The sequence below is a fragment of the Rhodococcus sp. 2G genome (assembly GCF_001886355.1).
Taxonomy (GTDB): domain Bacteria; phylum Actinomycetota; class Actinomycetes; order Mycobacteriales; family Mycobacteriaceae; genus Rhodococcus; species Rhodococcus pyridinivorans.
Window position 1 is genome coordinate 5123256 of sequence record NZ_CP018063.1, and the last position, 12869, is coordinate 5136124.

Here is a 12869-nt window from a genome sequence, read left to right on the forward strand (position 1 = left end):
GGTATCGGGCCCGTGGCCAGGGGACCCGACGCGATCGGGCCCGTCGGTATCGGGCCGGTGGCGATCGGACCGGTGGCGATCGGACCGGTGGCGATCGGACCGGTGGCGATCGGACCGGTGGCGATCGGACCGGTGGCGATCGGACCGGTGGCGATCGGTCCCGTCGCGATGGGGCCCGTCCCGGAAGCTGTGGGTATCGGGCCGGTGTGCAGCGATCCCACCGGGATGGGACCCGTGGCGGGGCCGGGCGCCGGACGCCACACCGGGCGGTTCTTGTCGAGCCGGATCCGGGGGATCCGCCGCAGCTGCGGGCGACGCAGCGCGCCGACGCGGAGGACACCGCGCGGGTTGCGCGTGCGGCGGGCGAGCCATTCACCGAGCGTGACACCCGCGGCGAGCGCGCACCCGATACCGAACGCCGAGAACAGCGCCGTCATGCCGGTGGCCATCTGATTGCGGAGCATCGCGTACAGGCCGCGATAGAGGGCGAGACCGGGCAGTAGCGGCGTGATGCCGGCGACCGCGACGACCAGCGGTGGCGTGAGCGCGCGGCGGGCCATCAGACCACCGGCGAAACCGATGACGGTCGCGGCCAGCGCCGACGAGATGATCGGACCGAGCGACAACCCGAGCGCGAGCTGGTAGCCGAGGCTGCCGGTGGCGCCGGCGAGCGCGGCGACCGTGAGAGCGCGACGTTCGGCGTAGCAGGCGACAGCGTAGAACAACGCCGCCGCGGCACCGGCGAGGATCTTCGTCGGCAGCTGTGTGAGGTCGGGAAGTGCCTCGTAACTGATGAGAGGGAGTTCGGCGCCGAACACCGACGCGACCCGCAGGGTCGTCGCGACACCCGCGACGATGCCGCCCGTCATCATCAGCACTTCGAAGAAACGCGCCGACGCCGTGATGGGGGCCCCGGTGATGGCGTCCTGCACCGAACCCACGAGCGACAGACCGGACAGCAGCACCGTCACGCCGGCCGCGATGATCAGTCCCGGTGACACTTCGATCCCGATTGTCTCCCGTATCCCGTACAGCGTGATCGCCGGGGCTGTCGCGACGATGCCGCCCACCAGATGCTGGAAGAAGAACGGCAACCCGGCCGCGTTGAGTTTGCGGTTGACGCGGTCGATCACGAACGTCGAACCGAAGGCGACGAGCGCAACCAGCGCGTCGCCGCCGAGGAGCACGGAGATCGAGGCGGCCATCGCCGACCACGCGATCGTCGCCACCCAACGGTTGTACGGATGCGCCTTGGTGGTGATGGCGAGCAGTTCTTCGTGCGCCTGCGCCGGGGAGATCGCGTCGCGGCGGATGCGGCGGGTCAGACGGTCGACGGCCGCGAGCCGCGTGAAGTCCATCGAGCGGTAGTGCACCACCCGCATCGTGCTCGATGGCGGCATGGTCGGTCCGCGATAGGCCGACAGCACGATCGAGTTGTAGGTGACGTCGACGTCGCACTGCGCCAGACCGTAGGTGGCAGCGACGAACCGCACCTGTTCGGCGGTGTCGATCGCGCCGGTGCCCGAGGCGAGCAGGACCTCACCGACACGCACGGCGACGTCGAGCGCCTCGGCGACCACTGCATCGTCGGTCAGATCGATCGGCTGCAGTGGCGCCGGCGCCTCGGTGACCGCATCGATGGTCGCGCGGCGGGTACCGAGAACCCGATCGAGGAAGTCGTCGAAGCGGCTCACCGTCCGCGGCCTCCGGTACGGCTGGGGGAAACGGGGAGGGTGGGCATGCAATCCACCGTAACGAAGGCGGGTGGGTGCGCGCCGAGAGTGTGACGCGCTATATGATGGCGTCGCTCACGCGTCGTCCGCGACCGTCGAGTTCTGTGCCTCCTTAGCTCAGTGGTAGAGCACTCGCCTTGTAAGCGAGCGGTCGTCAGTTCAATCCTGACAGGGGGCTCCAGTAGGGCCCGTCGCGTACCGCGCGGGCCTGTTTCATCCGGTGCTGCTGTGAACCGCTGCGAAGACCACGAACACGGCGAACAGTGCCGCGACGCCGAGGCACGCACCGATCAGAGCTTCGCGGCGATGCGTCGCCGTGCCCCTGTCGACCCGTTCGAGACCGATCCATCCGCACACCACTGCGACCAGACCTGCGGGGATCGCGACGAAGTCGCCGATGACGGGTACGAAGGCGAAGACGAGCGCGACGATCCCTGCGGTCAGTGCCGTGTTTCCGGCGCCGTTGCGGGGCGGGACCGGGGTGAAGCGGTCTGCGGTCATCGTCCCTCGATCCGGGAGGCACACATGCACGGGCGGGTGTTCGCCCGGACCGGATCCCTGTCCCGTCGAAGGCGAGAAGGACAATTTACATCGGAAGACGGGGCTCCGGGAGGGTTGCCGGGCCGTTGCCGTCCTGCTCCGGCCGGTGATGTTCACCGAGGCGGAGTGCTCGGCGCTCGGACAGGTCGATCACCGGCGCAATCGTGTGCGGCGCCTCGTGGAGGTCGTGCGCCGCGGCGACGCGCCCGAATACGAGGGCGACCACCGGGGATGCGGTGAGCCATCCGAGCAGCGGCCAACCGATCCAGGTCATATCCGGAGAACGGTTCGGGCGCACGGAGCGTCAACGGATCCGCCGCAGTTCACCCGGTTGTTCACCCTCCGCATGTCACTGCAGGGGCGTGTGAATACGGAAGTGACGAAATGGATCGGATATCAGGACTTCGAGGATTCGAATGCGTCCATATCGACGAATATCAGCCGTCCGTCGTCGAGTGCCACAGCCCAGCGGCGCACGCGCGCCCAGTCGCGACCCAGCTTGTCGCCCACGGCTTCCTGTGCTGGACCGAAGTCTTCGACGATCGTGCCGGGACAGGCCTTGGTGCCCGCGACACCCGCGCGTACGACGACCTTCGAGCCCACAGCAGGCTTCGGGGGAGTATTCGACGATCCGGCCATAACTCGAATCATGCCATCAGTGGAAAGAATTGACCGGGCAAACACGGATTATCCGCATCGGACGAATGTGGCGATTCGGGTGGAATACCCCTTTCGTGTTGTTCTTTCCCACCAGAAACGACTTCGCCCACGCCGGTCGGCGTGGGCGAAGAGGTTCTCGAATCGGAGAAACAATGGCCGGTCAGCGCAGTGCGAGCTTCTCGCGCGCCTGATCGACGAACTCGGAATCGACCATGAGGTCGTAGCGCGAGGCCTCGATGCTCTTTCTCGAGACGAAGTCGCGGCGTCCCCCGGTGCTCCAGTGGGTGAAGAAGCCGAGTGATCCGCCCCACACCGCGCCGAAGACGACAGCGGTGAGGATCACGGTGGCCATGCCGGTGGCAGGCAGGAGCAGTGCCAGGAGCAGACCGAAGAGCAGGCCCGTCCAGACGCCTGCGGCGGCGCCGCGAAGCGCGGCCTTGCCGTTGGTCATGCGGCCTTCGATGTGCTCGACGGTGGTGACTCCCTGGCCCACGACCCGCAGGTACTCGACGGGAAAGCCTTCGTCGGACAGGTGGTCGATGGCCCTCTCGACGGCGTCGTAGGTGCGGTAGCTCTCGAGGACGGTTTCGGATTCGGTGTAGTGCCCGGGTGTCGGTGCGTAGATATCTGTCATGCGTTCCCCTTCGTCGACGATTGGAACGATACGCTCATCGTAGCGTATCGTTTCGTAGTGTTTGATTCGGGGTCGCCTTGTCGGGGAGACTCGGGAATCCTGCGGGTGTATGCCCGCGCGAGGAGGATGTAGACATGGTGGGCGAGGTCGAGACGGAATCCGCGGCCCTGACGTCGCGGCGCCCCGTCAAGGAGCGTGCCGGGACCGACGCACGCATCGTGAAGGCCGCGCTCGAGATCCTGCGGCTTCACGGGCCCAACCGCGTCACCGTCGAGGCGGTCGCGGCGCTGTCGGGCGTCGCGAAGACGACGATCTACCGGCGCTACGCGAACCGTGAGGAGATCCTCGACGCGGCATTGCACTCGCAGGTCGCCTCACCGTGCGTGCCCGACGGGCTGTGCGTCTACGACCGCGTCAAATGGACCCTCGAGCTGATCCGTCGCGGACTGTCGAACGAAGTGGGCATGGGCAGTGTCGGCGCACTGCTCACCGACCAGGAACCCGAGTTCACCGAGTCGATCCGCGAGATCATCAATGCCCGGAGCGAGGTCGTCGCCGACGTGCTCCGCACCGCGATCGAGTCGGGCGCGATCCGCAAGGACATCGACGTCGACACCGCCGTCTCGATGCTCGTCGGCGCGTATCTCGGCGCCTACCTGCGTCACGGCGAGGTGGGGGAGTCCTGGGCGGACGAGGTCGTCCACATCGTCTGCCCCGAACTGGAACCGGACCCGCAGGCGCAGTGATCGTAGGCCCGCCCTTCGCGGTCGATCGATCGTAGGCCCGCCCCGCGGGTCGATCGGTCGTAGGCTCGACCCGTGACCGAGTCGAGTCGATGCGTGGTGGCGGTCGTGGGATCGCTGAACCTCGACCTGACGGTCGTCGTGGCACGTGCTCCCGAAGAAGGTGAGACGGTACTCGGCCGGCATCTGCGCACCTATCCGGGAGGCAAGGGCGCGAACCAGGCCATCGGTGCTGCCCGCCTGGCTCCCACCGCCATCGTCGGCGCGGTGGGCAGCGATCATGCCGCTGACGTACTGCGCGGCGTGCAACAGAGGGCAGGGGTCGACACCTCCCATCTGCGAACCACACCGGGCCCGACCGGCCGGGCCGTCATCCTCGTCTCCGACGACGGGCAGAACCGGATCGTCGTCGTACCCGAGGCCAATTCGTTGCTCGAGGCCGAGGACGTGACCGCAGCACTCGATGCCCTCGATCCCGCGGTGGTGCTCACCCAACTCGAGCTGCTCCCCGCAGTGACCTGGGCCGCCGCCCAGTGGGCGCGCGATCACGACCGCCGGTTCGTGCTCAATCCGAGCCCGGTGATCGACCTGGACGAATACGTCCTCGCCGGCGCCGATCCGCTCGTACTCAACGAGCAGGAAGCCCTGCACTACGCGGGTCTTCCCGCAGGGACCCCCTTCGACGCGATCGTGACCCGCCTGCTCGGACAGGTGCGCACCGTGGTGATCACCCGTGGTGGGGAGGACGTCGTGGTCGGAACCGAGGACGCGATCGAACATCTGCGGGTCCCGCAGGTCGACGTCGTCGACACGACGGGGGCGGGCGATCATTTCGCCGGCACGCTCGCCGCGTTGCTCGGCACGGGGGAGGACCTGTTCGCGGCAGCGCGCCGGGCATCGGCCGACGCTGCCCGGCTGGTCGCATCCCGCCGCTCCGATCGCTGACACGGCGAGGAACTACGTCAGGGCGGCGGAAGCAGCTCGCCCTTGCCGCTGCGCAACCAGCGCCCGGGAAGCCGGCCGGCGAGGTCGCCGAGCGGACCGACGGCCCCGCGCAGCAGCTCGACCGTTTCCTGCAACATGTCGATGCTCGCGTTCATCTGCGAGATGCCGGGCGTGAGATGCGCGAGGGTCTCCGAGAGCGAGACGATCTGATCGAGCGGACCGCCCTCGGCGAGCAGTCGTTCGAGGGCGCCCCGTTCGGAGAGCAGGACGTCGAGGACGCCGCCCTGGGCGAGGGCCCGCTCGACGACCCCACCGGGCCGGATCGCCACATCGACGATGCCGCCCGGCGCGGTGAGCCGTTCCACCGCGCCGTCCTGGGCGAGCAGCCGTTCGAGCGGGCCGTCGTGCGCGGTGAGGCGATCGAGCAGACCCCCTTCCGACACGAGGCGGTCGAGGGCACCGTCGTCGGCGAGGATCCGGTCGAGGGGACCACCCGGTGCGGTGAGCCGGTCGACGGGTCCGCCCGGTTCGAGCAACCGATCGAGCAGGCCACCCGGCTCGGTGAGCCGATCCACGGGACCACCCGGCGCGAGCAGCCGGTCGAGGGGACCGCCGGGACGCAACGCGTGACCGAGTCCACGGTCCTCCGACGTGAGCTTCGAGATCTGCTGCAGCAGCCCCACCGAACTGCGGGTGTCGGGCAGGCCGACCGCGCCGAGCGCGGAGTAGGTGGTGGGCGATACCGCGACCCGCACGGTGCCGACGACCGTCTCGGCGACGCTCAGGGCGACCTCTGCGGCGGTCAGACCCACACGCACCGGCATCACGAGTACGGACCCGAGGTTCATGGAACCGACTGTAACGGTCAGTGCTCGAGAACGTCAGTCCGAGAACGTGAGGCCCGAGAACGTCAGTGCACGAGTTTGAGACCGACCACGCACAGCACGATGCCCGCGATCAGTGCGAGCTTCAGCAGCGAGGCGGTCTCGGTGCCGGTGACCATCGCATATCCGACCGTGAGAGCGGCGCCGATACCCACCCAGATCGCGTAGGACGTCCCGACCGGCAGGGTGCGCAGGGCATACGCGAGCCCGGCCATGCTCAGGACGAGGGCGACGACGAACACCAGTGTCGGGGTGAGCCGGCTGAAACCGGCAGATCTGCCGAGGGCTGTAGCCCACACGGCTTCGAGCACACCGGAGAGGACGAGAACGATCCAGGCCATGACGTACAACGCTCCTGCACCGTCTTGTCGCTGGCCGGGTACGGTGCGCTCGTCCGGGAGGCCGACCGGCGGCCACCTCCGTCGAGGTTAGGAATTCCGGGCGAGTATTGGCAAATTGCTCAGGACACGCGCAGTAGCTGCGATTCCTGCGCAATCACCGTGCACGAACATCCGCCGTCCAGTTCGATGCAGTCGAGAACGAGGGTGTGCCGCACGATCTCGAAGTCGACGCAGTCGGGTTCGGTGCAGTCGACCCGAGTATCGGCGTGGAGCACGAGTGTGCCGTGGCAGTGGTCGAGGTCGTGGTTGCACTGTGAACACGTCATGCATCACTTGATAGCACTGCCGTCGGACAGGTTCTCCGAGCTCATACATGGGGATCACGGACGTGGTCGGGAAGGCCGCGCGGAACGCGTGGTCGTTGTTCGTCGCCGAGCCCGCACTCGGCCTGCTCGACGCCGTCTTCGGCGGGGTGCCCGCACCCATCGTCCGCACGGCCTACCACCTCACCGCGATCGAACGCGAGATCCAGCGTCCGTCCGGCAGCGCCGCACGCGACACCTCGTGGGTCGAACTGGACGCCTTCCTCCACGAACCGTGTGCGGACAGCAACGCGCCGGCCGCCACGCTTCCCGTCGAACAGGGAAGTCATGACGACCGGCGCGTGAGTGCCGGGCCGGTGTGTACTGCCGGCTAGTGCGTTCCGGCGGTCTCGGGGGCCGACACCTCCACCGCATCCGCCTCGGGCTCCGGGGCCCGTCGGACGAACAGGGAGCCGACGACTGCGATCACCGCGATCGCCGCGCCCCACGTGAACGCGCCGTGGACACCGTCCGCGAGCGCACCGGCGGGATCGCCCGCGCTCTCGGCGCCCGCGACGGTCGTGCGGGTCAGCACCGTGATGAACAACGCCGTACCGGCCGCACCGGCGACCTGCTGCATGGTGCTGACGATGGCGCTGCCGTGGGAGTACAACCGCCGCGGCAGCGCTCCGAGTGCCGAGGTCAGCAGCGGCGAGAACATCAACGCGAGGCCGATGTTGAGCAGCACGTGCCAGGCGATGACCGTGCCGATCGTGGTGGTCGCGTCGAAGGTCGTCATGCCCCACATCGCGACGCAGGCGATGATCGCGCCCGGTGCGACGAGCGGCCGCGGACCGAACCGGTCGAACAGGCGTCCGACGATGTAGCCGAGCAGACCCATGACCAGACCACCGGGCAGCAGCATCAGGCCGGTGGTCAGCGTCGACTGACCCAGCACGTTCTGCAGGTAGATCGGCAGCAGGATGAGGGTGCCGAACAGCGACATCATGCTTACCGAGACGAGTGCAACCGCGAGCGAGAACGCCGGGGTACGGAACGCGCGCATGTCCAGCAGGGCGCCGTCGCCGAGGCGGAGCTGACGCAGGACGAAGACCGTCAGCGACGCGATGCCGACGACCAGCGGCAGCCACGGCGGCATGAGCGGATCGCCCTCGGCGGCCTCACCGAGACTGCTCAGACCGAAGACGAGACCGCTGAACCCGAGGGCCGACAACACCACCGACGGGGCGTCGAGCGGAACCGCGACCGGTTCGGTGACGCTGCGGATCCAGCTCAGGCCGAGCGCCGTCGCGACGACCGCGATCGGCAGCACCAGCCAGAACATCCACCGCCAGCTCAGCTGGTCGAGCACGACGCCACCGATGGTCGGGCCGACCGCGGGAGCGACCGCGATGACGATCGAGATCACGCCCATCGTGCGACCGCGACGATCGGCGGGAACCAGGTTGAGCACCGTCGTGAACAGCAGCGGCAACATCACCGCGGTGCCCACGGCCTGGACGACACGACCCAGCACGAGAACCGGGAAGATCGGGGCGCTCGCGGCGATCAGGGTGCCGAGCAGGAAGCTGCCCATCGCGATCGCGAAGACCGTGCGCAGCGACAGCCGGGTGAGCAGGTAACCCGTGATCGGGATGACGACGGCCATGGTCAGCATGAACGCCGTGGTGAGCCATTGGGCGGTGGCTGCGCCGACGTCGAACTCGACCATCAGCTTCGGCAGCGCGACGCTCATGATCGTCTCGTTGAGGATGACGACGAATGCGGCCCCGACGAGAACGGCGATCAGAAGACCGGCGCGCGGTGCGGCAGCGGCCTGCGGCTCGGCCGTACCAGCCGGGGCTGGGGAACTCGGTGGAGTAGAAGACACGAGGAACACAACGGGATACCGGTCGGAATTGTTCCGCCGATATCCCGTCGAGCGGATCAGTCGGGGACGTGCTCGCCGTGCCCCTGTTCGCGCAGGGCGTCCTTGATCTTGCGATGCGCGCGGTCGAGCGATTCGGGCGACGGATCCTTCTCGGCCGTCGCGAAATCGAAGTCGCCGAGGGAGTAGGCGGGGAAGACGTGCAGGTGCAGGTGGGGGACCTCCAGGCCGGCGATCATCAGGCCGGCGCGCGGGGCGTCGAAGGCGGCGGTGACGGCGCGACCGAGGATGCGGGCGACGTCGTTCACCTTCGCCCACAGGTCGTCGTCCACGCTCTGCCAGTGATCGACCTCCTGCCGTGGCACGACCAGCACGTGCCCCTCGGTGAAAGGGTTGATGGTCAGGAAGGAGACGACGTCGTCGTCCTGCCAGACGAAACGGCCCGGCAGTTCACCGGCGATGATCTTGCTGAACACGGAAGTCATACCGGGAGGATAAGGGACACCGGGTTCACCGGAGCTGTTCCCCGACATCGGCCGCCGCGACGGTGAGGACCAGCAGCGGCACGACCTTCTCCGGCGCGATCCGGTAGCGGTTTCGGCTTCCCTGCTCGACCACCCGCGCAGCCGACAGAGCCCGGAGATGGTGGTAGAGCCGGCCGGTCGACGTGAGGTCGGTGGCCTCCTGGAGTTCGGTGGCGGTGGCGGGCCCGCGCAGCAGAGTCCGCACGATCGCCAGCCTCGCGGGGTTGCCCAAGGCGTCGAGGACGGCGGCGACGGGAACGGGATCGAGTGCGAGGGATGCGCCCGCGTCGTACTCGATGTTCCAGCGGACGTGGCCGTGCAGGGAGACGAAGCCCCCGTAGGTCACGGACCCCGTGCTTTCTGCCACGTCCGCCACGGGACCGGTGCCACCGGGACCGTCCCCGGCGCCCCGGCGGGTCGCCTCGCCCTCGAGGATCCGCACACGGCGTTCGAGATCCGCGAGCCGGGCCTCGTACTCGTCGTTCACGTCGCCGTCGCTCACATCGCGCAGCGTATCCGCTCGAGAAAATCGGGATCGTTCGCTGCCGCGGCGAGCATCTCCTGATGGGCGAACGATTGGAGGGCTTCCGCGTAGTCGCTGTCCGACATGCCGGACGCGAGCATCACCGTGGTCGCGATCGTGTCGTCGTCGCGGCGGAAGGTGACCGCGTCGGTGAGGATGCCGGGCAGGCTGCCGCCCTTGAATCCGACTCCCTCGAATCCCGGAACCGTGGACGGTTGCCATTCGAGGTGGGTACGCGCGAGGTCGCCGCCGGCACCGAACGAACCGTCGGCGATCGCGCGATGCAGGGCGGTGAGCTCGGCGGCCGATCCGGTGTTGTCGAAACGCTGGACGCGGTCGACCCGGGCGAACAAATCCTCCGGCACCGGGTGCTGCACCGCTTCGGCGCGGTAGGCGGGGTCGGAGGCGTAGCGGCGCGCGGCGTCCCAGACCGCCGACGAATCGTCGAGTGTCGGGTCGAGCAGCGCGAGTGTGTTGCCGAGCATCGTCGGCGGCGTGAAGTCGTCCCAGCCGCCCTGGGCGGCGGCCTCGCGCAGGGCGTCGTCGCCGAGGCGGTCGCGCAGGTAGTCGGGGACCGCGTTGTCGCTCTCCTGGATCATCGCCGACACCATCTCGTCGAGAGTGACGGTGTCCTCCGGGTCGTTCACACCGAGCCGTTCGAGAGCCCGGGGGTGTGCGCCGCCGTCGGTGTCCGGGAGATGCCAGCGTTCCCAGTCGGCGAGCGGTACGCGCTCGTCGGGGGAGAGTTCACCGGCTGCGACGGCGCGGGCATAGGCGGCGAGATGCACGACCTTCACAGCCGACGCGAGCGGTTGCCGCTCGTCGGGTCGTTGTTCGAAGGTCCCGCCGTTGCCGTCGTCGACCGTGATGGCGACCGTGTCGGGGTTCTCGGCGAGGTAGCCGATCCAGCCTTCGGCGGTGCTCACGTCCGCGGCGGGGGTGGGCATGCATTCACCGGCCGGGGCGGACGCGTCCGCCCCGACCGGTGCAGGGATGTCGGACTCCGGTGGAGTGCTCTGCCCGCATCCGGCCAGAGCGATCACGACGCTCGTCGCGGCGAGGGTGGTTCCGATCCTGTTCGGCATGGCGGTATCCGTCCGTGTCGGGGTGACAGTTCGAAATTCCGAACTTTCGAAATAACGATAGATCAGTCGGGTGGGCGTGTCGAGAGCTCACGGCGACTCCGACGGTCGCGGGCGGTCGTATCGTCGGGCTCATGGAAGGTGACGGGAGCGTGCGGGAGGCGCCGCTGCGCGTGCTCGTGGACGAACTCGTCACACACGTCCTCGTCGGGCTTCCCGCGGATCGGCGCACGGTCGTCGGTCTGTGCGGGCCGCCGGGTGCCGGGAAGAGTCGCGCCACGGCGCTGCTCGTCTACGCCCTCCGATGCGCGGGGGTCTCCACCGGGCAGGTGCCGATGGACGGCTACCACCTGTCCAACCGGCAGCTCGAGACCTTCGGCGCGCGGGACCGGAAGGGGGCGCCCGACACCTTCGACGTGGCCGGCTTCCGCGACATGCTGAGCCGGGTGCGGCAGTGCCGTGACGAGACGATCTACGCCCCGGATTTCTCCCGGCCGCTCGACGAACCGATCGCGGCGGTGCACGCTGTGCCGGCCGATGCCCGGGTGATCGTCACCGAGGGCAACTACCTGATGTTCGAGACCGGGGGATGGGAACACATCCGTCCGCTGCTCGACCTCGTCATCTACATCGACGCACCCCGCCGCACGCTCACGCGACGTCTCGTGCGCCGGCACCGCCACTACGGACGGGACGAGGACGGTGCACGCGAATGGGTGCGGACCGTCGATCTGCCCAATGCGGAAGCCGTTCAGCGCACGCGTTCCCGCGCCGATCTCGTGTGGAGACCGGTCCCGTAGTCTGTCCTGCGTGCGCGTACTCGTTATCGGCTCCGGTGCCCGTGAACATGCTCTTGCTCTCGCCCTGTCCCGCGACCCCGGCGTGACCGCCGTGCTGGCCGCGCCGGGCAACCCCGGTATCGCGAACGTCGCCGAGCTGTTCCCCGTCGATGCGGCCTCCGCCGACAACGTCGTCGCCCTCGCCACCGCGCAGAAGGCCGACCTCGTCGTCATAGGTCCCGAGGTTCCGCTCGTCCTCGGGGTCGCCGATGCCGTCCGCGCCGCGGGCATCCCCTGCTTCGGACCGTCCGCCGCCGCCGCACGCATCGAGGGATCGAAGGCGTTCGCGAAGGACGTCATGGCCGCCGCCGGTGTGCGCACCGCCCACAGCGAGGTCGTCGACACTCCCGCGACCCTCGACGAGGCGCTCGACCGGTTCGGACCGACCTGGGTGGTCAAGGACGACGGTCTCGCTGCCGGTAAGGGCGTCGTCGTCACCACCGATCGCGCCGCCGCCCGCGACCACGCCGCCGAGATCCTCGAGAACGGGCACCCCGTCCTGCTGGAGTCCTTCCTCGACGGCCCCGAAGTCTCGCTGTTCTGCCTCGTCGACGGCGAGACGGTCGTGCCGCTGCTCCCGGCGCAGGACCACAAGCGCGTCGGCGAGGACGACACCGGCCCCAACACCGGTGGCATGGGTGCCTACACGCCGCTGCCGTGGTTGCCCGAGGGCAGCGTCGAGCGGATCGTCTCCGAGGTCGTGGAGCCCGTCGCGGCCGAGATGGTGCGCCGCGGATGCGGTTTCTCCGGACTGCTCTACGCGGGTCTGGCGATGGGCGCCGAGGGCCCGGCCGTGGTCGAGTTCAACTGCCGTTTCGGCGACCCGGAGACCCAGGCCGTGCTCGCTCTGCTCGAGTCCCCGCTGGGCGAGGCCCTGAAGGCGGTCGCCGCCGGCACGCTCGCCGAGCTCCCGCCGCTGCGCTGGAAGGACGGCGCCGCGGTGACCGTGGTGCTCGCCGCCGAGTACTACCCGTCCACCCCGCGTACCGGCGATGTGATCACCGGCGCCGAGGGCGACACGGTGCTGCACGCCGGCACGAAGCGTCGCGAGGACGGCGCGCTGGTCTCCGCAGGTGGGCGCGTGCTCAACGTGATCGGTGTGGGTGCCGATCTCGCGTCCGCGCGCGAGGCCGCTTATGATCGGCTCGCCGACGTCAAGCTGCCGGGCGGTCACTTCCGTCGCGACATCGGTCTGGCGGCCGTCGAGGGCCGGATCTCGGTCTAGCCTTTC

The 12869-nt window shown here is 68.9% G+C and carries 16 protein-coding genes, 1 tRNA gene, 1 pseudogene and 1 riboswitch; of the genes and pseudogenes, 6 read left to right on the plus strand and 12 right to left on the minus strand.

The features are described from left to right. Positions 1-296: 296 nt before the first annotated feature. A pseudogene (locus tag BO226_RS24370) lies at positions 297-1694 on the minus strand (threonine/serine ThrE exporter family protein); the annotation flags it as partial. 145 nt (positions 1695-1839) lie between these two features. Here BO226_RS24370 and BO226_RS24375 point away from each other — a divergent pair. Next, positions 1840-1914, plus strand: a tRNA-Thr gene (locus tag BO226_RS24375). Between the two features lie 32 nt (positions 1915-1946). On the opposite strand, the gene BO226_RS24380 is transcribed toward BO226_RS24375, so the two are convergent. From BO226_RS24380 to BO226_RS24395, 4 genes are all read right to left on the minus strand, one after another. Continuing rightward, positions 1947-2234, minus strand: coding sequence for a hypothetical protein (locus BO226_RS24380; protein WP_006551882.1), 288 nt, complete (start codon positions 2232-2234; stop codon positions 1947-1949). Positions 2235-2319: 85 nt separating this feature from the next. Further along, positions 2320-2547, minus strand: coding sequence for a hypothetical protein (locus BO226_RS24385; RefSeq protein WP_064255983.1), 228 nt, complete (start codon positions 2545-2547; stop codon positions 2320-2322). Positions 2548-2669: 122 nt separating this feature from the next. Beyond that, on the minus strand, positions 2670-2912 hold the full coding sequence (locus BO226_RS24390) for a hypothetical protein (protein WP_024102965.1): 243 nt from the start codon (positions 2910-2912) through the stop codon (positions 2670-2672). 181 nt (positions 2913-3093) lie between these two features. After that, the gene (locus BO226_RS24395; protein ID WP_006551879.1) at positions 3094-3567 is read right to left on the minus strand and encodes a general stress protein; all 474 of its coding nucleotides are present in this window, start codon (positions 3565-3567) and stop codon (positions 3094-3096) included. Positions 3568-3701: 134 nt separating this feature from the next. Between BO226_RS24395 and BO226_RS24400 the strand changes: the two genes are divergently transcribed. Continuing rightward, complete coding sequence (locus BO226_RS24400; RefSeq protein ID WP_071936273.1) at positions 3702-4313, plus strand: TetR/AcrR family transcriptional regulator; 612 nt, start codon at positions 3702-3704, stop codon at positions 4311-4313. Positions 4314-4385: 72 nt separating this feature from the next. After that, positions 4386-5255: a ribokinase gene (locus tag BO226_RS24405; protein WP_083543714.1), complete on the plus strand. Its 870-nt coding sequence runs from the start codon at positions 4386-4388 to the stop codon at positions 5253-5255. 17 nt (positions 5256-5272) lie between these two features. Here the strand turns inward: BO226_RS24405 and BO226_RS24410 are convergent, their stop codons facing one another. From BO226_RS24410 to BO226_RS24420, 3 genes are all read right to left on the minus strand, one after another. After that, complete coding sequence (locus BO226_RS24410; RefSeq protein WP_019290078.1) at positions 5273-6103, minus strand: hypothetical protein; 831 nt, start codon at positions 6101-6103, stop codon at positions 5273-5275. Positions 6104-6165: 62 nt separating this feature from the next. Continuing rightward, positions 6166-6480: a DMT family transporter gene (locus BO226_RS24415; protein WP_006551875.1), complete on the minus strand. Its 315-nt coding sequence runs from the start codon at positions 6478-6480 to the stop codon at positions 6166-6168. Positions 6481-6493: 13 nt separating this feature from the next. Next, positions 6494-6559: riboswitch (guanidine-III (ykkC-III) riboswitch) on the minus strand. Positions 6560-6599: 40 nt separating this feature from the next. Continuing rightward, positions 6600-6806, minus strand: a complete 207-nt coding sequence (locus tag BO226_RS24420) for a hypothetical protein (RefSeq protein WP_006551874.1) — start codon at positions 6804-6806, stop codon at positions 6600-6602. A 47-nt stretch (positions 6807-6853) separates the two neighbouring features. Here BO226_RS24420 and BO226_RS24425 point away from each other — a divergent pair, with 47 nt between their 5' ends. Next, entirely contained in the window at positions 6854-7177 is a 324-nt protein-coding gene (locus BO226_RS24425) for a hypothetical protein (protein WP_071936275.1), read from the plus strand. Here BO226_RS24425 and BO226_RS24430 read toward each other — a convergent pair. The 4 genes from BO226_RS24430 to BO226_RS24445 are packed head-to-tail and all read right to left on the minus strand — an operon-like array spanning position 7174 to position 10802. Beyond that, entirely contained in the window at positions 7174-8673 is a 1500-nt protein-coding gene (locus BO226_RS24430) for an MDR family MFS transporter (RefSeq protein WP_231911983.1), read from the minus strand. The genes BO226_RS24425 and BO226_RS24430 overlap by 4 nt on opposite strands. Positions 8674-8729: 56 nt before the next feature. Further along, positions 8730-9155, minus strand: coding sequence for an HIT family protein (locus BO226_RS24435; RefSeq protein ID WP_006551872.1), 426 nt, complete (start codon positions 9153-9155; stop codon positions 8730-8732). 25 nt (positions 9156-9180) lie between these two features. Continuing rightward, entirely contained in the window at positions 9181-9696 is a 516-nt protein-coding gene (locus BO226_RS24440) for an ArsR/SmtB family transcription factor (RefSeq protein ID WP_232238020.1), read from the minus strand. Then, a complete protein-coding gene (locus BO226_RS24445; protein WP_071936276.1) occupies positions 9693-10802 on the minus strand; it encodes a serine hydrolase in 1110 nt (369 codons plus the stop codon). The genes BO226_RS24440 and BO226_RS24445 overlap by 4 nt, the downstream gene beginning before the upstream one ends. Before the next feature lie 131 nt (positions 10803-10933). Here BO226_RS24445 and BO226_RS24450 point away from each other — a divergent pair, with 131 nt between their 5' ends. Both BO226_RS24450 and purD read left to right on the plus strand, forming a co-directional pair. After that, a complete protein-coding gene (locus BO226_RS24450; RefSeq protein ID WP_071936277.1) occupies positions 10934-11599 on the plus strand; it encodes a nucleoside/nucleotide kinase family protein in 666 nt (221 codons plus the stop codon). Between the two features lie 10 nt (positions 11600-11609). After that, positions 11610-12863 carry a phosphoribosylamine--glycine ligase gene (gene purD, locus BO226_RS24455; RefSeq protein ID WP_006551868.1) on the plus strand — a complete coding sequence of 418 codons (1254 nt, stop codon included), beginning with the start codon at positions 11610-11612 and terminating at the stop codon, positions 12861-12863. Positions 12864-12869: the final 6 nt, after the last annotated feature.

Bases quoted from the DNA above. Each gene is read 5' to 3' on its own strand.
- BO226_RS24435 (WP_006551872.1), bottom strand. From the start codon at position 9,155: ATGACTTCCGTGTTCAGCAAGATCATCGCCGGTGAACTGCCGGGCCGT.
- BO226_RS24390 (WP_024102965.1), bottom strand. From the start codon at position 2,912: ATGGCCGGATCGTCGAATACTCCCCCGAAGCCTGCTGTGGGCTCGAAG.
- BO226_RS24410 (WP_019290078.1), bottom strand. From the start codon at position 6,103: ATGAACCTCGGGTCCGTACTCGTGATGCCGGTGCGTGTGGGTCTGACC.
- BO226_RS24380 (WP_006551882.1), bottom strand. From the start codon at position 2,234: ATGACCGCAGACCGCTTCACCCCGGTCCCGCCCCGCAACGGCGCCGGA.
- BO226_RS24425 (WP_071936275.1), top strand. From the start codon at position 6,854: ATGGGGATCACGGACGTGGTCGGGAAGGCCGCGCGGAACGCGTGGTCG.
- BO226_RS24400 (WP_071936273.1), top strand. From the start codon at position 3,702: ATGGTGGGCGAGGTCGAGACGGAATCCGCGGCCCTGACGTCGCGGCGC.
- BO226_RS24395 (WP_006551879.1), bottom strand. From the start codon at position 3,567: ATGACAGATATCTACGCACCGACACCCGGGCACTACACCGAATCCGAA.
- BO226_RS24445 (WP_071936276.1), bottom strand. From the start codon at position 10,802: ATGCCGAACAGGATCGGAACCACCCTCGCCGCGACGAGCGTCGTGATC.
- BO226_RS24450 (WP_071936277.1), top strand. From the start codon at position 10,934: ATGGAAGGTGACGGGAGCGTGCGGGAGGCGCCGCTGCGCGTGCTCGTG.
- BO226_RS24420 (WP_006551874.1), bottom strand. From the start codon at position 6,806: ATGACGTGTTCACAGTGCAACCACGACCTCGACCACTGCCACGGCACA.
- BO226_RS24415 (WP_006551875.1), bottom strand. From the start codon at position 6,480: ATGGCCTGGATCGTTCTCGTCCTCTCCGGTGTGCTCGAAGCCGTGTGG.
- BO226_RS24385 (WP_064255983.1), bottom strand. From the start codon at position 2,547: ATGACCTGGATCGGTTGGCCGCTGCTCGGATGGCTCACCGCATCCCCG.